Annotated in this window: 19 protein-coding genes; 10 read left to right on the plus strand and 9 right to left on the minus strand. The window is 61.0% G+C overall.

Features of this window, described 5'->3' with window-relative positions; all coding sequences use genetic code 11:
- Window positions 1-11: 11 nt before the first annotated feature.
- The 10 genes from fliJ to IV098_RS11620 all read left to right on the plus strand — a co-directional run bounded on the left by fliJ (window position 12) and on the right by IV098_RS11620 (window position 8,464).
- Complete coding sequence (gene fliJ / locus IV098_RS11575; RefSeq protein ID WP_296889266.1) at window positions 12-461, plus strand: flagellar export protein FliJ; 450 nt, start codon at window positions 12-14, stop codon at window positions 459-461.
- Window positions 462-484: 23 nt separating this feature from the next.
- Window positions 485-1,729, plus strand: coding sequence for a flagellar hook-length control protein FliK (locus IV098_RS11580; RefSeq protein ID WP_296889268.1), 1,245 nt, complete (start codon window positions 485-487; stop codon window positions 1,727-1,729).
- A 183-nt stretch (window positions 1,730-1,912) separates the two neighbouring features.
- Window positions 1,913-2,407 (plus strand): flagellar basal body-associated protein FliL, encoded by a 495-nt coding sequence (gene fliL, locus IV098_RS11585; RefSeq protein WP_296889269.1) that lies wholly within the window; start codon window positions 1,913-1,915, stop codon window positions 2,405-2,407.
- A gap of 22 nt (window positions 2,408-2,429) precedes the next feature.
- A complete protein-coding gene (gene fliM, locus IV098_RS11590; protein ID WP_296889270.1) occupies window positions 2,430-3,434 on the plus strand; it encodes a flagellar motor switch protein FliM in 1,005 nt (334 codons plus the stop codon).
- Window positions 3,427-3,876, plus strand: coding sequence for a flagellar motor switch protein FliN (fliN, locus tag IV098_RS11595; protein ID WP_296889272.1), 450 nt, complete (start codon window positions 3,427-3,429; stop codon window positions 3,874-3,876). Before fliM ends, fliN begins: the two co-directional genes overlap by 8 nt.
- Window positions 3,873-4,319 carry a flagellar biosynthetic protein FliO gene (fliO, locus tag IV098_RS11600; RefSeq protein ID WP_296889274.1) on the plus strand — a complete coding sequence of 149 codons (447 nt, stop codon included), beginning with the start codon at window positions 3,873-3,875 and terminating at the stop codon, window positions 4,317-4,319. Before fliN ends, fliO begins: the two co-directional genes overlap by 4 nt.
- A gap of 34 nt (window positions 4,320-4,353) precedes the next feature.
- Window positions 4,354-5,058, plus strand: coding sequence for a flagellar type III secretion system pore protein FliP (fliP, locus tag IV098_RS11605; RefSeq protein WP_296889335.1), 705 nt, complete (start codon window positions 4,354-4,356; stop codon window positions 5,056-5,058).
- Between the two features lie 21 nt (window positions 5,059-5,079).
- Window positions 5,080-5,349: a flagellar biosynthesis protein FliQ gene (gene fliQ / locus IV098_RS11610; protein ID WP_296889276.1), complete on the plus strand. Its 270-nt coding sequence runs from the start codon at window positions 5,080-5,082 to the stop codon at window positions 5,347-5,349.
- A 21-nt stretch (window positions 5,350-5,370) separates the two neighbouring features.
- On the plus strand, window positions 5,371-6,156 hold the full coding sequence (gene fliR, locus IV098_RS11615; RefSeq protein WP_296889277.1) for a flagellar biosynthetic protein FliR: 786 nt from the start codon (window positions 5,371-5,373) through the stop codon (window positions 6,154-6,156).
- A gap of 106 nt (window positions 6,157-6,262) precedes the next feature.
- Window positions 6,263-8,464, plus strand: coding sequence for an EAL domain-containing protein (locus IV098_RS11620; protein ID WP_296889279.1), 2,202 nt, complete (start codon window positions 6,263-6,265; stop codon window positions 8,462-8,464).
- 41 nt (window positions 8,465-8,505) lie between these two features.
- Here the strand turns inward: IV098_RS11620 and cheZ are convergent, their stop codons facing one another.
- The 9 genes from cheZ to IV098_RS11665 form a co-directional block, all read right to left on the minus strand.
- Window positions 8,506-9,129 carry a protein phosphatase CheZ gene (gene cheZ / locus IV098_RS11625; protein WP_296889337.1) on the minus strand — a complete coding sequence of 208 codons (624 nt, stop codon included), beginning with the start codon at window positions 9,127-9,129 and terminating at the stop codon, window positions 8,506-8,508.
- A 52-nt stretch (window positions 9,130-9,181) separates the two neighbouring features.
- Window positions 9,182-9,580, minus strand: coding sequence for a chemotaxis response regulator CheY (cheY, locus tag IV098_RS11630; RefSeq protein ID WP_296889281.1), 399 nt, complete (start codon window positions 9,578-9,580; stop codon window positions 9,182-9,184).
- Between the two features lie 95 nt (window positions 9,581-9,675).
- On the minus strand, window positions 9,676-10,746 hold the full coding sequence (locus IV098_RS11635; RefSeq protein WP_296889283.1) for a chemotaxis response regulator protein-glutamate methylesterase: 1,071 nt from the start codon (window positions 10,744-10,746) through the stop codon (window positions 9,676-9,678).
- Window positions 10,747-10,780: 34 nt separating this feature from the next.
- Window positions 10,781-11,383, minus strand: coding sequence for a chemoreceptor glutamine deamidase CheD (gene cheD / locus IV098_RS11640; protein WP_296889284.1), 603 nt, complete (start codon window positions 11,381-11,383; stop codon window positions 10,781-10,783).
- Complete coding sequence (locus IV098_RS11645; protein ID WP_296889286.1) at window positions 11,380-12,249, minus strand: CheR family methyltransferase; 870 nt, start codon at window positions 12,247-12,249, stop codon at window positions 11,380-11,382. The genes cheD and IV098_RS11645 overlap by 4 nt, the downstream gene beginning before the upstream one ends.
- Window positions 12,250-12,310: 61 nt before the next feature.
- Window positions 12,311-13,972, minus strand: coding sequence for a PAS domain-containing methyl-accepting chemotaxis protein (locus IV098_RS11650; RefSeq protein WP_296889288.1), 1,662 nt, complete (start codon window positions 13,970-13,972; stop codon window positions 12,311-12,313).
- A gap of 39 nt (window positions 13,973-14,011) precedes the next feature.
- On the minus strand, window positions 14,012-15,739 hold the full coding sequence (locus IV098_RS11655; protein ID WP_296889289.1) for a methyl-accepting chemotaxis protein: 1,728 nt from the start codon (window positions 15,737-15,739) through the stop codon (window positions 14,012-14,014).
- Between the two features lie 39 nt (window positions 15,740-15,778).
- Entirely contained in the window at window positions 15,779-17,434 is a 1,656-nt protein-coding gene (locus IV098_RS11660) for a methyl-accepting chemotaxis protein (RefSeq protein ID WP_296889291.1), read from the minus strand.
- A gap of 108 nt (window positions 17,435-17,542) precedes the next feature.
- Window positions 17,543-19,267 (minus strand): methyl-accepting chemotaxis protein, encoded by a 1,725-nt coding sequence (locus IV098_RS11665; RefSeq protein WP_296889292.1) that lies wholly within the window; start codon window positions 19,265-19,267, stop codon window positions 17,543-17,545.
- Between the last annotated feature and the right edge of the window lie 51 nt (window positions 19,268-19,318).

Below are 19,318 nucleotides of genomic sequence, written 5' to 3' on the forward strand. Positions count from 1 at the left end.
AGGAAAACTGAATGGCAACCCGCTCCGCCCTCGACACCCTGATCGAACTGGCCAACAAGGAGGCCGACGAGGCTGCCAAGCGCCTGGGCGAGGTACTACGCAGCCACGAGGAAGCCAAACAGAAGTTCGACCTGTTGCAGCAATACCGCGACGACTATGCGCAACGCTGCCAGAACAGCCTGGCCAACGGAATCAGCACCACCCATTTCAACAATTACCGGGTGTTCATGCAAAAGCTCGATCACGCCATCAGCGGTCAGCAAACCGTGGTCAGCCACGCCGGTCAACGCGTCGAACAGGCACGTGCAAACTGGCAGGTGTGCGAGCAGAAGAAAATGTCCTTCGTCACTCTGTCGGACCGAGCCAACAAGGAAGAGGCCCGCCGCGAATTGTGGCGCGACCAGAAGCAGAACGACGAACATGCTGCACGCTCCGTCTCGCACAAGCGGAACCCCAGCTGACCCCACCTTCAACGAGGCAAACCATGACCCCCCAAACAGCCAACCTCAATCTGGTGAATGCCCTGCAGGCCCAGCCTGGCGGCAAAAAGCAGCCCGACCCGGGCACCAGCGCGGACACCCCGTTCAGCAAGGTCCTGTCGAATGAAATGGAACAGAAAAAGCCGGTGAACGAGCCAAAGCAGGCGTCGCGCCCGGAAACCCGGCAGGCCGGCAAGTCCGGTTCCGGGACTGCGGCCAGCGATGCGCCCGCAACGCAGGATGCTGCCAGCACGGAAACGGCGTCCCCGTCCACGGCGGAGACCGCTGCGAGCGAGCCGCAGGCAGCACCCGCTGCCGACAGCAGCACGCTGCAGCCCGATGCCGCCCTGCCGGGCATGGAGATCACTCCGGCGCTGCCGGATGCCCTGCTGGCATTGGCTGCCGCACCGAACATGCCGGTTCCGGCAGTGCAGGCAGCACCGCTGCCGGGCGGCGGCGTCAGCGCAACCGCTGATGCGCTTGCTGCCGGCGCAACCGTGCTGCCGAGCCTCAACACGCCCGCCGCACCTGCCCTGACGCCCGCCCAGATCACCGATGCCGCAGCCGCAGCCGCCGTAGAAGCCGCCGCCCAGCAGCCGGTCAAGGCCGATTTCCAGGCCGCGATGACGGCCACCCCAGCTCACGCCAGCGCCGCAGCAGCTGTCCTGCCGGGTCAAATCGCCGCCGCGCTGTCGCCCGATGCCCTCAAACTCGATGAAGCCCGTCCTGAAGGCTTCGGCAATCTGCTGACGACGGCCACCCAGCTCGCTCAGCCAGGCACGATCAGCGCGCCCGCCAGCACAGCCGGCAATGCACTCGCGCCCTCGGTCGGCAGCGCAGCCTGGAGCCAGGCATTGGGCGAGAAAATCGTCTGGATGGCAGCAGGTGCGCAGCAAACCGCATCGCTCACGCTCAACCCGCCCAACCTGGGACCGCTGCAAGTCGTGATCAACGTCAACAACGACCAGGCCACCGCCAGCTTCTTTGCGGCCCAGCCCGAGGTCCGCCAGGCGCTTGAGGCCGCGTTGCCCAGGCTGCGCGAAATGATGAACGAATCCGGCATCCAGCTGGGGCAGGCAACGGTGAGCGCAGAACAGCAGCAACAGCAGTTCAACGAAGCAGCCAACCGTGAAGCGCGGCGGACCGCCATGTCCTATCCCGGTGCCAGCAGCTCCGGCGACACGACCATTCAATCTCTGCCAACGCAGATCCGGCAATCCGGCCGCGGCCTGGTCGACACTTTCGCCTGAGTCTCCCGCATCCGTTCGTCCGACATCGTTGAACCCCACAACGATGTCAGGCGGGCCTCCCGGCAGCACGGCATTGCTGCGAACTACCTGCCTTTTCACCCTCTTTTCCCGCTATCGAACGCACGCGTATCCCTGATAATGACGCGTATGTGCCTCCCCTTATCCGTGTAAAGGAACGCTGAAATGGCCCAACCTGCCAAGCCCGCTGAAGTTGTCGAAGCAGACGCTCCTCCGAAAAAATCGAAAAAGAAGCTGTTCATCATCATCGGCGCGCTGGTGTTGTTGCTCGGCGGCGGTGGTGCAGCCGCGTGGTTTTTCATGCAGGGCAGCGACGACCCCAACGCCGCCCATGAGGAAGAGCCCGCCAAGGCGCCGGTTTTCTTGCCGCTGGAAACCTTTACCGTCAATCTGCAGGGCGGCGAGCAGTATCTGCAAACCGATATCACGCTGCAGGTAGCCGATCAGGCCGATGTGGATCTGATCAAGCTGCATATGCCGCGCGTACGCAGCCGCCTGCTGACGCTGCTGTCGAGCCAGAGCGCCGAGGCGCTCGCCGATCCGGAAAGCAAAAAGAAACTCGTGGCGGACATCCTGGCGCAGGTCAAGCAGCCGTTCGACCCCAAAGGCAAACCGCAGCAAGTGACCGATGTGCTGTTCACGACCTTCGTGATTCAGTAAAGACACTCTGTAAAGACTGCCCATGGCCGACAACTTTCTCTCGCAGGATGAAGTCGATGCGCTGCTGAAAGGCGTCACCGGCGAAACCGACGACGCCCCAGCGGATGCAGTCGACCATTCGGTTGCGCGACCGTATAACCTCGCCACGCAGGAGCGCATCGTGCGCGGGCGCATGCCCACGCTCGAGATCATCAACGAGCGTTTTGCGCGACTGCTCCGTATCGGCCTGTACAACTTCCTGCGGCGCGGCATCGAAGTCTCGGTCGGCCCGGTCAAGGTCTCGAAATACAGCGAATTCATCCGCAACCTGGTGGTGCCGACCAACCTCAACCTGATCCAGGTCAAGCCGTTGCGCGGCACCGCGCTGATGATTTTCAATCCCGACCTGGTGTTTCTGATGGTCGACAACCTGTTCGGCGGCGACGGGCGCTTCCATACGCGGGTCGAAGGGCGGGACTTCACCCAGACCGAACACCGCATCATCCAGCGCGTACTGAATATCGTGTTCGAGGCCTACTCGAAATCCTGGGAGCCGATCTATCCGGTCGAATTCGAATTCGTGCGTTCGGAAATGAACACCCAGTTCGCCAACATCGCCACCCCGAACGAAGTGGTGGTGTCCATCACCTTCGCCATCGAACTCGGCCAGGTCAGCGGCGAAATGCATATCTGCATGCCCTACTCGATGATCGAGCCGATCAAGGACCTGCTGACCAGCAGCCTGCAGGCCGAAAACCTCGAGGTGGACAAACGCTGGATTCGCCTGATGCGCCAGCAGATCCAGATGGCCGAAGTCGAAATCATCGCGGACCTCGGTACCGCCGCGATCAGCCTGCGCGACATCGTCAACATGAAAGTGGGCGACATCATCCCGCTGGAAATCCCCCAATCCATCGAGGCCAAAGTGGACGGCGTGCCGGTGATGGAATGCGCTTACGGAAAATTCAACGGCCAGTACACCTTGCGCGTCGAAAAGCTGCTTTCCAACAGCGTTACTGAGCCGTCAACAGGAGATCAAAATGGCTGAAGAGCTGACTCAACCCATTGCAGAAGACGACTGGGCCGCCGCCATGGCGGAACAGGCCGAGCCGGAGAAACCTGCCGCCGCCGACGACTGGGCTGCCGCCATGGCAGAACAGGCCGAGCCGCCAAAAGCCAGCCCGGCCGTGTTCAAGGATCTGGCCGGCAGCACGCCCAACGGCGCCACTCACGATATCGACTTCATTCTGGATATCCCGGTATTGCTGACCGTCGAACTGGGGCGCACCAAGATCACGATCAAGAACCTGCTGCAGCTGGCGCAAGGCTCAGTCGTCGAACTCGACGGCATGGCCGGCGAACCGATGGATGTGCTGGTCAATGGCTGTCTCATCGCACAGGGCGAGGTCGTGGTGGTGAACGACAAGTTCGGGGTGCGTCTGACCGACATCATCACCCCCGCCGAACGCATCCGGAAACTCAACAAATGAAATTTGCCTTCGCAGCAAACCAGCCGCAAGCCCGGCGCGCCTGGCTGGGCCTCGCGCTCGTCAGCCTGCCCGCCACGGCGGCCGCAGCCGATGCCGCACCCGCGGTTTCCAATGCCGGCAGCCTGCTGCAGGTTTTCATCGGCCTGGTTGCCGTCCTGCTTCTGATTTTCGCCACGGCCTGGGCCGCCAAGCGCCTCGGCGTCGCACGCGGCGGTTCGTCGAATCTGCTGCAGGTCATCAGCAGCGCCTCGGTCGGCGCGCGCGAGCGGGTGGTCGTGGTCGAGATCGGCGACAACTGGCTGGTGGTCGGCGTCACGCCCGGCAGCGTCAACGCGCTGATGACCTTGCCCAAAGGCGAGGCCCTGCCTGCGGCGACGGCTGCGCCCCACGCCAGCTTTGCCGCCAACCTGAAACAACTGATCGAGGCGCGTCGTGCAAAATAAGCGTCTCCACACCGGCCTGATCGCACTGGCGCTGATGCTGCCCACGCTCGCGTTCGCCCAGAGCGCCGGCTTGCCGGCATTCACCAGTACCCCTGGCGCAGGCGGCGGCCAGACGTATACGCTGAGCCTGCAAACCCTGCTGCTGCTGACCTCGCTGTCTTTCCTGCCGGCCGCCTTGCTGATGATGACGAGCTTCACCCGCATCATCATCGTGCTGTCGCTGCTGCGCCAAGCGCTGGGTACCCAGTCGTCGCCACCGAATCAGGTGCTGATCGGGTTGTCGCTGTTCCTGACCCTGTTCGTGATGGGCCCCACCTTCGACAAGATTTACGTCGAGGCGTATCAGCCGCTGTCCGAAAATCGCATCCAGATGGGCGAAGCGCTGGACAAGGGCGCCGCGCCGCTACGCGCGTTCATGCTCAAGCAGACGCGCGAAAGTGACCTCGCCCTGTTCGTCAAGATGTCGGGCACCGCGCAGCTGAAAACCGCCGCCGACGTGCCGATGCGCGTGCTCATTCCGGCGTATATCACCAGTGAACTCAAAACCGCGTTCCAGATCGGTTTTGCCGTTTTCATTCCCTTCCTCATCATCGACATGGTGGTCGCCAGCATCCTGATGGCGATGGGCATGATGATGGTGTCGCCGGCCATCGTCGCGTTGCCGTTCAAGATCATCCTGTTCGTGCTGGTCGATGGCTGGAATCTGCTGCTGGGTTCGCTGGCACAAAGTTTTTACTAACCGGATCACAGGAGCGCCGCCATGACACCCGAAAGCGTAATGACCATCGGCCGTACCGCAATGGAAATCACCATTCTGGTTGCCTCGCCGGTGCTGCTCGTCACCCTGGTGGCCGGCCTCATCATCAGCATTTTCCAGGCCGCGACCCAAATCAACGACGCCAGCCTGTCGTTCATCCCCAAAGTCATCGCCGTACTGATCACCTTCGCCATCGCCGGCCCCTGGATGCTGACGGTCATGACTGATTACATGCGGCGCGTGCTCACGGGCCTGCCCGGCATCATCAGTTAGCGCCGGCTTGCAGCATCACGCATGATCAGCATCACCGATGCCCAGCTCAACACCTGGCTGATCAGTTTCATCTGGCCGCTCACCCGCATTCTCGGTCTAATCATGGTGGCGCCGGTGTTTGGCCACCGCTCCGTCTCCGCCACGGTCAAAATCGGCCTCGGCGTTTTCCTCGCTTTGATCATTTCCCCCGCCCTGCCGCCGCTGCCCGATGTCGGGCTGGGTTCCTGGCAGGGTCTGTTCATCCTGTTGCAGCAACTTCTCATCGGCATCGCCATCGGCTTTGTCATGCGCGTGGCCTTTGCCGCCGTGGAAGCCGCCGGCGAAATCGTCGGCCTGCAGATTGGTCTGGGCTTCGCGTCGTTTTTCGACCCGCAAAGCGCCGGACAGACCCTGGTACTCGCACGCTTTTTCAACCTGCTGGCGATGCTGGTGTTTCTGGCGATCAATGGTCACCTGCTGCTGCTCGGCGTGCTGGTCGACAGCTTTCAAACCCTGCCGATCAGCCTCCAGCCGGTCGCTGCGGCAGGATTTTTCAAGCTCGCCGGCTACGGGTCGACCGTGCTTGCCGTGGGGCTGCAACTGGCCTTGCCGCTGATCGCCATCCTGCTGATGACCAACCTTGCACTGGGCATCCTCACGCGCTCCGCTCCCCAGCTCAACATCTTCGCGATCGGCTTTCCCATAACGCTGGGCGTGGGGTTGATCGTGCTGGACATCCTGCTGCCCTACTTCGCACCCCAGTTCGAGGCCCTGATCCACAATGCGCTGAAGACCGCCGTGGCAGTAACCGTGGCCTTGCGACCTTAATGTCCCCGCCACAGCCGTCCGGCAAACTCAAGTTATGCCGACTCTTGCCGATTCATTCTGTACTGCGCGTATTCGCGTTGATTAATTGTTGCGAATTCCAGCACAAGTGCATTCCCTTTTAGACCCCGGACTTGAAACCGAGGCGTGCCAGCCTTACGGCAGCGAAGCGTCACGCGCCCTCCAGGCCATCGGCCCGCTCGGTTGTCTGAGCGCCCGCTTCGTCGAGGATTTCCATCGCACGCTGCTGGACAACCCTGCCTTTTCGACCCTCCTGGCCCGCCTGACGACGGCGGAAACGATCCAGCTGCGGCTGCGACAGGCACAACATCTGGAAGACCTGCTGTCGCCGGATCTGCAGGCCGACGCACACCAATCGGCGATTCGGCGCATCAGCCATATCCACATGCTGGCCGGCCTCGACAGCCAGACCATGGTGCTGACCCTGCAGGATTTTCACACCCTGGTACTCAAGCATCTCGCAGCCCATCCGGCAAGGGCCGACCGGCGCCTGGGTATCGGCACTGTCGTGTTCGGGCGCCTTCTCAACGAGAGTCGCTGGATGCTCGAAGCGATACGCATGGCCGAGGAGAAAACCCTGTACACGCTGACCGGGCTCGAACGCCTCGACCTGCCCAGCGTCCGCCCCGAAATATGGGTCGAATCCGCCATCGCACATCTTCTGCACAATATGGACGGCCTGAGCGGCATCAGTTTCGGCCGCGCCCACACAAATGGCCGGTTCGTCATGGAATTCGCTTCAAAGGGCTTGCCTGCGGTTTGCGCCCTTGTCATGGGCAAACATGAAACCGATGCCACTGAATGTGCGGCCGGGTACGCTGCCGCCTGGCAAAGTGACCGTATTACGACCCTGGCGAGCTTGACTGACGAAGCCTTCGCCGACTCAGGCTGGCGCCATCTGCTGACGCGCAATCAGGTACGCAGCCTGGCCAGCGTGCCCGTCATCGGCAGCGACGGTGCAAGCCGCGGCGTATTCACGTTCTGGGGCGCGTACCCAGGCCTGTTCGAATCCCGTCTGATGCAGCTATGGCTGCGCTCGTTCCAACACATCGCCGAGCTTCGGTTCGTGCGCTTCGCGCGCGCGAACGCGTCCGACTCGCCCCTGACGCTGAACGAACGGCAACGTTATCGCAGCTTGCTCGCCAACGGGCAGTTGGTCATGTTCTATCAGCCGCTGCTCGATCTACCCAGCGGTCAGGTCAGCAAGCTCGAAGCGCTTGCACGCTTGCGTACCGAAGACGGCGAATATCTGAAGCCTGCGCAATTCCTGCCGGCATTCACCGACGACGACCTGATCCTGCTGTTCCGGCTCGGACTTCTGCAGGCGCTCGAATGGCTCGCGCAGTCCGACCGGATGGGCCAGGTGTTCGATCTGTCGTTCAACCTGCCGCCCGAGGTGCTTGCCCTGCCCTATTGCGCCGAAATCGTGGACGAGGCGCTGGGCAAGGTTGGCATCGCACCCGAACGGCTCTATCTCGAACTGCTCGAAACCGAAAGCCTGCCGCTATCCGGCAGCGTGGCCGACACCCTGCGCGATCTGAGCGAACTGGGTGTCGCTTTGGTCATGGACGATCTGGGCGCCGGCCACAGCGGCCTCAACCGCCTGAGCGAGTTTCCGTTCCGGATTGCCAAACTCGACCGCGATCTGACCAGCCAGATCGCCTCCATGGGCAAGCGCGGCATCGACTTTCTCGATTCGCTGGTGCGCATGATCCATGCGCTGGGCATGTCCTGCACCCTTGAAGGTCTGGAAAACGGGGAGATGATCGAAGCGGCCGGACTGGTCGGCGTCGATCAGGCGCAGGGTTATGCCATCGCGCATCCGCTGCCGCCCGAAGCTGTTGCAGCCTGGATGAAGGCACACGTGCCCGCTCCGCACGGGCAGCCGCACTATCCGCTGGGCCAATACGCACGTGGATTCACGCGCCAGATGCACTTCATCGACTGGGATCGCGCCATCGCCTTGCACCAGTCATGGCTGCTTGAATACGAGGCTGCGCTCAAAGCGGGCAACGCGCTGCACTGGCGCGTGGTGAGTCGGGACGATGCCTGCATGCTGGGCCGCTGGCTCAAGCGGATCAGGATCACGCTCCCGGGCGAACAGCCTGTTCTCGACGCGATCGAGCAAGCCCACACGGCATTCCACCTGGCCGCGGGCGAACATGCCCGCACCTGTCAGTGCGACGATGCATCGGATGCCAGCGGAGTACACGCCAGGATAGAAGCCACTTCGGATGCCTTGATGCGCGAAATCGAACGCTTCCGCGCGGCGGATCAGGCTGCCGCCTGAGCGGGCTTTTTCCGGGCCGCAAGGCGCGGAAAAATCCCGGGTCAGAAACCGAGACTGTCCAGCAGATCGTCAACCTGCCCCTGATCGGCCACCACGTCGCTCTTGCCTTCCGGATTGATCTGCGGGCCGTTGAGCAGGCTGTTGTCGGTCTCGCGTCGCACTTCCGACGGCGCGTAATCAATCAGGAACTGCACCAGCTGATTCTCCAGGTTATGCGCCAGGTCGGTAACCTTGCGTATCACCTGGCCGGTCAGATCCTGGAAGTCCTGCGCCATCATGATGTCCAGCAATTGCTGCTTGGTGGCGTTGGTGTCGTGCTGCATGTCGACCAGGCACTGCATGGTCATGGTCGCCATGTCGCGATAGTTCGCTTCGGAGAAAGGCGCAGAAAAGGTCGTTTTCCAGCCTTGTAGCACTTCGCTGGCACCGGCGTCTATCCGTTCCTGCAACGGAATGGCGGTATCGGTGGCGTTCAGCACGCGCTGCGCGGCCTGTTCGGTCATGCGCGCCACGTAATTGAGGCGGTCGCGCACATCGGGCATGTCGACCGACGCCTTTTCCAGCACCTTGTCCAGTCCCAGCTCACGCAGGCTGTCATGCAGGCCGCGGGTCATCTGGCCCACCCGCGCCAGCATTTCTCCCTGTTCACACACCTCGGTTTTCAGCGGTGCAACGCTTGCGGCAAGCCCGCCCGACTCGGGAAATTGCGTATTCACGTCAACCCCCGGCTTTTTCGAGTTTTTCAAAAATCTTGCCGAGTTTTTCGTCCAGTGTGGCGGCAGTGAAGGGTTTGACGACATAGCCGCTGGCGCCCGCCTGCGCCGCGGCAATGATATTTTCCTTTTTGGCTTCCGCCGTCACCATCAGGACCGGCAGTTTCGCCAGTGCAGGATCGGCACGGATCGTCTGCAGCATGGTCAGGCCATCCATGTTGGGCATGTTCCAGTCCGACACCACAAAGTCGAAGTTCCCCGCCCGCAGTTTGGCCAGGCCGTCGACGCCATCCTCGGCCTCCTCGACGTTGGAATAGCCCAGCTCCTTGAGCAGGTTGCGCACGATGCGGCGCATGGTGGAAAAGTCGTCTACTACCAGAAATTTTGTATTCGGATCGGCCATGCAGCGCTCCATTGATGCATTAGTTGAGTGGGGGGTTAAACGGCATGCGGGCGTCAAACTTAAGCCTGCCTGCCGTCCAGACAGGAACCCTGATTTTATACCCGCATCGCACGGTTTCCCTGGCTGGCGAAGAAGGCCATCACCCGTCCCGGCAATTCGTGCAGCGGTGCGACTTCATGGGTGCCCCCCATCGCAATGGCTTCTTTCGGCATGCCGAACACCACGCAGGACGCCTCGTCCTGCGCCAGGTTATAGGCGCCCGCATTTTTCATTTCCAGCATGCCGGCCGCGCCGTCCTTGCCCATTCCGGTGAGGATGACGCCTACCGCGTTCTTGCCGGCGTTGACCGCGGCCGAGCGGAACAGCACGTCGACCGAGGGACGGTGCCGGTTGACCGGCTCGCCCTGGTCGATTTTGGTCATGTAGTTAGCGCCGCTGCGCACCAGGGTCAGGTGGGAATGGCCGGGCGCAAGATAGGCATGGCCGGGCAGCACCCGTTCATTGCCTTCCGATTCCTTCACCGAAATCTTGCAGAGCTTGTCGAGGCGGTCGGCGAACGAACGGGTGAAACCGGCCGGCATGTGCTGGGTGATCAGAATGCCCGGGCAATCCGACGGCAACTGCACCAGAAAGTCCTTGATCGCCTCGGTGCCGCCCGTCGATGCGCCGATGATGATCAGCTTTTCGCTGCTGATGAAGGGATTGCGCACCGAGGCCAGTGCCGTCGTACCCGCAGCCTGGGCATTCGGCAGCGCACGCGCCTTGATTTTTGCCCGCGCGGCAATCCGGATCTTGTCCGTGATCAGCTCGGTGTATTCGAGCATGCCGCTCTGGATCGACATTTTCGGCTTGGTTACGAAATCGACCGCGCCGAGTTCCAGTGCGCGCATCGTGATATCCGAGCCGCGCTCGGTCAGCGACGACACCATCACCACCGGCATCGGCCGCAAGCGCATCAGGCGATCCAGAAAGTCCAAGCCGTCCATTTTCGGCATCTCGACGTCCAGCGTCAGCACATCGGGATTGGTTTGCTTGATGAGATCGCGCGCGACCAGCGGATCGGGTGCCGCTCCAACCACTTCCATGTCGGACTGGCTATTGATGATTTCCGTCATCACGCCACGAATCAGCGCCGAGTCATCCACAATCAAAACCTTGATTTTCATGCCAAATTCTCTCCGGGGTTCGCCCTGGTTCTGTTCAATTCAAATCGATCTCGACATCGATGGGATTGGCCTGCAGCCGGCTCGCATAATCGTGCTCACGGCGGACCAGGGTGTAGTTGTTGAGCTGGATCAGCTTCTTGACCAGAACCTTGCCGGTTTCGGGAAAGAAATACACTTTGCGCGGATGGATGTCGTTCAGGTCCTCGGCCAGGATGCGGATATTCACCGAGTGCAGATAATCGCGCACGAAACGGGCATTGCGTTCGCCGACATTGATGCTGCTGAAGCCCCGCAACACGTTGCCGCCGCCGAACACCTTGGCTTCCAGGTTTTCGCGCCGGGCACCGGCCTTGAGCAGCTGATTGATCAGCACTTCCATGGCGTAACTGCCATAGCGCATCGATGACGCAGACGCCCCGCCCGCCTCCCCGTCGGGCAGCATGAAATGATTCATTCCACCGATGCCTGAAACCCGGTCGCGGATGCAGGCGGCGACGCACGAGCCCAGCACCGTCACGATCATCATCGGCTTGCGGGTGAAATAGTATTCGCCGGGCAGTATCTTGGCCGCTTCACAGTCGAAAATGCGGTCGTAATACAGATTGGTCGCCAGGTGTTCTTCGATGGCAGGATTCACACGCCATTCCCTGTGCGCACTACGTGCGGATCGATTTCGTAGACCGTCTTGCCACGCAGTTTCAGCGCGTCCGAAACGTACATGAAGTTTTCCGAGTGGCCGGCAAACAGCAGGCCATCGGGTTTCAGCAGCGGCACGAAGCGCGAAAGAATTTTGCTCTGCGTCGGCTTGTCGAAATAGATCATCACGTTGCGGCAAAAAATCACATCGAACGGCCCGCTTAGCGGCCAGCTGCTGGCCAGCAGGTTCAGTGTCTTGAAGGTGATCAACTGCCGCAATTCGGGACGTACCCGTACCATCCCGAGCTTGCTGCCCTTCCCCTTCAGAAAAAACCGCCGGGCACGTTCTTTCGGCATCTTGTCCAGCCGGTCGGCGGTATACACGCCGGTCGCCCCGGTTTCCAGCACATTGGTGTCAATGTCCGTGGCCACAATGCTGACCGGCGGCGTCAGTGTATTGAAGGCCTCGCATAAGGTCATCGCGATCGAATACGGCTCTTCGCCGGTCGAACTGGCGGAACACCAGATCGTCAGTGGTTTTTTCACCCTGCGGGCATGCTCGGCCAGGATCGGGAAATGATGGGCTTCACGAAAAAATGACGTCAGATTGGTCGTCAGCGCGTTGGTGAACGCCTCCCACTCATCGCTGTCGCGCCCGCTTTCGAGACCGTCCAGATACGCCTCGAACGAATTCAAACCCTTTGCCCGCAGCCGGCGCGCCAGACGGCTGTACACCATTTCCTGCTTGCTTTCGGCCAGCGAAATGCCGGCCTGGCGGTAGATCAAGGCCCGCACCCGGGCAAAGTCGCGTGGAGTGAATGCGAAAATCTTGGCGCTGTCTGGCGTATTTTCTTGTGTCAGCTTCATGTTCAGGTTATCGACTCGCCACGCCCATTGGTCAACGTGGCGTTCAGCAAGGTGCGATGTTTCACGCGCTCAAACGGGGCAACGCCGAAGCCGGCCTGCCCACATGAGACAGCGCCGGTTTGCCGCCACGCGGTGAACCGCTCTGCGCGCCGCGCGAAATTTTGAACGTACCCACCACTTGCGCCAGCTTGGCGGCCTGCTCCTGCAAGCTTTCGGAAGCAGCAGCGGATTGTTCCACCAGCGCTGCATTCTGCTGCGTCATTTCATCCATCTGACCGACCGCCTGGTTGATCTGGGCGATGCCTGCGCTCTGTTCCTGGCTGGCCGTCGCACTGCCGTCCATGATCTCGACCACCAGTTGCACCGAGGTCACCACGTCATCAATCGCTTCGCCCGCTTCATTGACCAGTTTGCGGCCGAGGTCCACCTGCGCCACCGAATCGACGATCAGCGTCTTGATTTCCTTCGCCGCACTGGCACTGCGCTGCGCCAAGTGGCGCACTTCGGCCGCCACCACGGCAAAACCGCGGCCCTGCTCACCGGCGCGCGCGGCTTCCACCGCAGCGTTGAGCGCCAGGATGTTGGTCTGGAAGGCAATGCCGTCGATCACACCAATGATGTCGGCGATCTTGCGCGAGCTGCTATTGATCGAAGCCATGGTTTCGATCACCTTGCCGACCACCTCGCCCCCCTGCACCGCAATGTCGGCGGTCGAAGCCACCAGCTTGCTGGCCATGTGGGCATTGGTCGCGTTTTCTGCCACTGTGCTGGTCAGTTCCTCCATCGAACTGGCCGTTTCTTCCAGGCTGGAGGCCTGCGACTCGGTACGGCGAGACAGATCGGCATTGCCACGGGCAATTTCCTGCGCCCCCAAGTTCACGCTGTCGGTGCTTTCCTTGATCTGCATCACCAGCCACTTGGTATTGAGCTGCAGCACCCGCAGGGACTGCATCAGCTTGACCAGTCCGGCGCTGCCGCTGGGTACGATATGTCCAGTCAAATCACCTGCGCTCATGCGCCCCACGTCATGCGCGGCATCCAGCAGCGGCGTGATGATGCCGCGATAACACGCCATGCCGAATAGCAGCGCCATCAGCACACCCAATGCTGCGATCACCATCAGGGCTTTCAGGTAGCCCGCGCCGTCGCCGTCAAGTGCCAGCCAGGCCAAGGTGCCCACCAGCAGGCTGACGGCAATCATCACACCGACCAGCGCCTGCACCAGGGTCCGGGTGGAATAGGTTCGCGCCAATCCCAAACGTCGTAGCACAGTTTGTTTGACGGCCCGGCCGTCCTGGATCTTGTAACTGGTGTCGCCAGCCTTGATCGACCGGTACACGCTATCCGCGGCCTGTACCTGCGCCCGGCTGGGCTTGGTGCGGATCGAGCTGTAACCGACCACTTTGCGGTTTTCGATAATGGGAGCGGCATTGGCTTCCACCCAGTAATGGTCGCCATTCTTGCAGCGATTCTTGACCAGACCGGTCCATGCATTGCCGTTCTTCAGGCTGTGCCACATGTCGGCGAATGCCTCGGCAGGCATATCCGGATGGCGAATAATGTTTTGCGGCGCACCGATCAGCTCGTCTTCGCTAAAGCCGCTGACCTCAGCGAAGGTATGGTTGACGTAGATGATATTGCCGTGCAGATCTGTTTTCGAGACGATGGTCTCATCGTCCTGCAGCACGTATTCGACATTGGTTACGGGCAGATTGGTTCGCATGGCGAGTCCTTCTTCAAGTTGATACCGGATAGGGAGGGATTAAAATTCTTCCCACTCGCCGTCGCTGCTGGAAGACGTGGCCAGCTTTTTCTGGCTGGTGGCCGGACGTGACCGGGCCTCCATGGCATGCGGTTTAGGCAAGTTGCGGCTGGATGCGGTTTTCCGGGGCGCATGCTGCGTGAAATTGTGGCTATCGAGCTTGAACACGCTGACCGCCTGAGCAAGAACGTCCGCCTGCTCCTGCAGACTCATCGCCGCAGCCGCGGCCTGTTCGACCAGCGCAGCGTTTTGCTGGGTGACGTCGTCCATCTGGGTGATGGCCTGGTTGACCTGCTCGATGCCGGCGCTCTGTTCCTGGCTCGCCGCTGCAATCTCGCCCATGATGTCGGTCACCCGTTTGACCGAGGTGACGATCTCGCCCATGGTCTTGCCGGCCTCGCCTACCAGCTTCCCGCCCGACTCAACCTGTCCAACCGAATCCTCGATCAGGGATTTGATTTCCTTGGCAGCGCCGGCGCTGCGCTGCGCAAGGTTGCGCACTTCGGAGGCGACGACCGCGAATCCCCGGCCCTGTTCGCCGGCGCGCGCGGCTTCCACCGCCGCGTTCAGCGCCAGGATGTTGGTCTGGAAGGCGATGCCGTCGATCACGCCGATGATGTCGGCGATCTTGCGCGAGCTTTCGCTGATCGAGGCCATGGTGTCGACGACCTGTCCCACGACATTGCCGCCCTTGACGGCGACTTCGGCGGTGGACTGCACCAGCTGGTTGGCCTGGCGCGCGTTCTCGGCGTTCTGCTTGACCGTGCTGGTGAGCTCTTCCATCGACGAGGCGGTTTCTTCCAGCGAGCTCGCCTGCTGCTCGGTACGCGACGACAGGTCGGCGTTGCCCGTTGCAATCTCACGCGCAGCCACCGTGATGGTGTCGGTTCCGGTGCGAACCTGGCCGACGATGTCCGCCAGCTTGCGCTCCATCAACTGCTGGGCAACAAGCAGGCGACCGAACTCGTTGTCGCGTGCCACATCGTCCAGATGAAAGCTCAGATCGCCTTCCGCCACCTTGTTGGCCAAATCAACCGCCAGCGTCAGTGGCTTGGTGATCATCCGCATCAGAAGCCCGCCGATTGCCAATGCGGCCAGCGAAGCGATGATGATCGTCAGGATCATGTTGAACTTTGCGTCAGCGGCAATCTCGCTAGCCTCCTCACTGTGCGCCTTGCTTCGATCCAATAGACCCACCAGCAATGCGGTCTGGGCAGCCGCGCTCTTGTTGAAAGCCGGATCGATCTCGTTCAACAGGCTCGATTGCGCCGCACTCCAATTGCCCGACTCCAGCGCCTGTTTCGCCTTGGCAAACCCGTCTGCAGCCAGATTGGCGCTATCGGCATAAAACGCATCAGCCAGTTTCTGTTCCGGCGTGTCTGCCATCTCTGCATAAAATTCGGACCATAGCTTCTTGAGATCGTCCTGCGATTGGCCGAGCGCGTTCAGGTGCAGGCTGAGCGCATGATCATGCATGGACGCAAATTCATAAGAGGGATTGTGCTGCAGTGCCAGCAGCACTTGCGCGCGGCTTGTTTCCATGACCTTCAACACGCGCATCACACCTGCTTCATTGGTGCTGGCCTGCACAGCCTGCTGATCCATCTGCAGGGTTTTGGCTGTTCCGCGTATGCCGGTTACACCCACAATCACCAACAGCAAGGTCATCGAGGTGATCGCAACGATCAGGATGGTCTTGATGCTGAGGTTTTCCAGTTTGTCTAGCATGTCGCTGTTCTCCGTTGTTTTATAGAATTGTCCAATCGCTCAGAACGTTTCCCACTCGTCGCTGCTGTGGCTGTTTGCAGCCAGTTGCTTGTGTTTTGCGGCGGGCGGCAGGGTGGGCCTTGCGCGCGGGTGCGTCGATGCCGGCGACATGCCGCTGTAACTCTCGCCGCCTAGTTTGAATACGCTGACCGCTTGCTTCAGGTTATCGGTCTGCTCCTGCAGACTCATCGCCGCAGCCGCGGCCTGTTCGACCAGCGCAGCGTTTTGCTGGGTGACGTCGTCCATCTGGGTGATGGCCTGGTTGACCTGCTCGATGCCGGCGCTCTGTTCCTGGCTCGCCGCTGCAATCTCGCCCATGATGTCGGTCACCCGTTTGACCGAGGTGACGATCTCGCCCATGGTCTTGCCGGCCTCGCCTACCAGCTTCCCGCCCGACTCAACCTGTCCAACCGAATCCTCGATCAGGGATTTGATTTCCTTGGCAGCGCCGGCGCTGCGCTGCGCAAGGTTGCGCACTTCGGAGGCGACGACCGCGAATCCCCGGCCCTGTTCGCCGGCGCGCGCGGCTTCCACCGCCGCGTTCAGCGCCAGGATGTTGGTCTGGAAGGCGATGCCGTCGATCACGCCGATGATGTCGGCGATCTTGCGCGAGCTTTCGCTGATCGAGGCCATGGTGTCGACGACCTGTCCCACGACATTGCCGCCCTTGACGGCGACTTCGGCGGTGGACTGCACCAGCTGGTTGGCCTGGCGCGCGTTCTCGGCGTTCTGCTTGACCGTGCTGGTGAGCTCTTCCATCGACGAGGCGGTTTCTTCCAGCGAGCTCGCCTGCTGCTCGGTACGCGACGACAGGTCGGCGTTGCCCGTTGCAATCTCACGCGAGGCAACGGCGATGGTCTCGGTCGCATGCCGGATGTCGCTCACCGTGCCGGTCAGGTTTTCGCGCATCACATTGATGGCGAACAGTAGGCTGGAGGTGTCGCCCTTTTCCAGAGTGACCGAGTTGGAGAAGTCACCGCTGGAGATGGCGCGCGCGATCTCCACAGCATAGGCTGGCTCGCCACCAAGTTGTTTCATGATGTGGCAGACCAGCCAGAATACGATGGCGCTTGCCACGACCAGCGCCATCACCACGAGAACCAGCGTGATCGTCAGCATGCGCTGACTGAACGCGGCCATCTCGGCCTTGGTATTCTCAACGGCGTCACGTTTGACTTTGAGGTAGTCCATCAGACGCGTCCTGATCTCGCGCCAGACTGGTGTTTCTTCTTTGCTGATGACCGCAATGGCCGCGACCTGATCGCTGCTTGCAAGCGACACCACTTTGGCGTGGAGCGGAATCTGCTGCTCGCGCAATGCGACCACTTCCTGCAGGACCTTCAGCTCATCCGGATGGTTGGCCGCGAGGGCCAGGGCTTTCTCGCTGGCATTTTTGAATTCGGCAGACGCCGCGTCCAGATTCTTGTAGGCAGCCTGATTGGCCGGGTCCATGACGATATTGCGCACGGCCTGGCCCATTTGCAGCCCTTGTGAATACAGGCTGTTGGCTTCCTGGGCGAGCGCCAGATCCTTGGCGAGGAAATTCTCGAACCGACTCTTGTTGCTCTGCATGCCGGTCAGCGCTACGCCGATCGCGACGCCGAAGAGCACGAACACCAATCCCATGCTCAAAACAATTTTTGACTTAAGTTTCATTTTGCAAAACCTTCAATATCCACCGTTACGTTTCCTGGCTGGAATAACGGCCCATCCACATCTGCATACCACTGGACGTGGCATGACCGCGGGAGATGGACAGGCATCTCAGAACTCTTCCCATTCGTCATTGCCACCGGCGACCGCCAGCTTCTTCGTCCGGGCAACCGCCGCCGGCGAGGCAGCAAGCTTGCCCCCCGTGCGGGCGACCCGCTTCGTCGCCATCACGCCCTTCAGCGCCGGAAGCTCGGAATGGACGCTGTAGACCCCGCTATCCAGTTTGAATACGCTGACCGCTTGCGTCAGGTTATCGGCCTGCTCCTGCAAACTCATCGCCGCAGCTGCGGCCTGTTCGACCAGCGCAGCGTTCTGCTGGGTGACGTCGTCCATCTGGGTGATGGCCTGGTTGACCTGCTCGATGCCGGCGCTCTGTTCCTGGCTCGCCGCTGCAATCTCGCCCATGATGTCGGTCACCCGTTTGACCGAGGTGACGATCTCGCCCATGGTCTTGCCGGCCTCGCCTACCAGCTTCCCGCCCGACTCAACCTGTCCAACCGAATCCTCGATCAGGGATTTGATTTCCTTGGCAGCGCCGGCGCTGCGCTGCGCAAGGTTGCGCACTTCGGAGGCGACGACCGCGAATCCCCGGCCCTGTTCGCCGGCGCGCGCGGCTTCCACCGCCGCGTTCAGCGCCAGGATGTTGGTCTGGAAGGCGATGCCGTCGATCACGCCGATGATGTCGGCGATCTTGCGCGAGCTTTCGCTGATCGAGGCCATGGTGTCGACGACCTGTCCCACGACATTGCCGCCCTTGACGGCGACTTCGGCGGTGGACTGCACCAGCTGGTTGGCCTGGCGCGCGTTCTCGGCGTTCTGCTTGACCGTGCTGGTGAGCTCTTCCATCGACGAGGCGGTTTCTTCCAGCGAGCTCGCCTGCTGCTCGGTACGCGACGACAGGTCGGCGTTGCCCGTTGCAATCTCACGCGCCGCAACCGAGATGGTCTCGGTGCCGATGCGCACCTGACTGACGATATCGGCCAGGCTGGTATTCATGTCCTGCATAGCCCCCATCAACTGGCCCGTTTCGTCCTGCGAGTGCACGTTGATTGTTTGCGTCAGATCACCCGCTGCAACACTCTTGGCAACTCGAACCGCTTCGTTCAAGGGGCGTGAGATTGCGCGAACCAACCAGTATCCAACCACTGAGGCCAGGATCAGACCGAACAGAATGCCTGCGATGGCAACCACCTTGACAATGGCATAACGGGTCTTGGCAGACTCGTATTCGATTTTGGCCTTGTCCATCTGCAACTGGTTGAGCGCATCCAGGCTTTGCCGCACGGCAGGATAAGTTTGGCTCAAAGCGCCTTGCAACACTTCGCCTGCCTGCTGGAAGTCATGGGCCCGCAACGCTGCCAGGATCGGTGCCATGCCTTCACGGCCATAGGTTTTACGCGTTGCATCGAATGCCTCGGCCAGTTGGATTTCGTCCGGGGACAGTTCCCGTTCAAGAAAGCCTTTCCAGATCGAGTCGATTTGATTGATCGTGCTGCCGATTTCCCCGGTCATCTTGTCGATCACCGCCAGTTCTTGCGGAAAGGCCGATAACTGGCCGGCGGTCATTTCTGCCGCCATGATCTGGTTCTGATTGATCAGCATGGACAATTGATTCAATTGGCCCAGCGCGACCATTTTTCCCTCATAGACGTTTTTCAAGGCCGCGTTGGTAAAAGCCAGACCGGTCAATCCCAGAACCCCGCCTCCCACCAGCAGCATCGACAGAAAACCGATCACGAAAATCAACCGGGATTTGATACTCAGATTAGTCAGCATGATTCACTCTCTTGTTGAATGCGGGTAAGCGGCCACAGCGCAGGATTGCCG

It is taken from the genome of Thiobacillus sp. (genome assembly GCF_018780105.1).
Lineage (GTDB): Bacteria > Pseudomonadota > Gammaproteobacteria > Burkholderiales > Thiobacillaceae > Thiobacillus.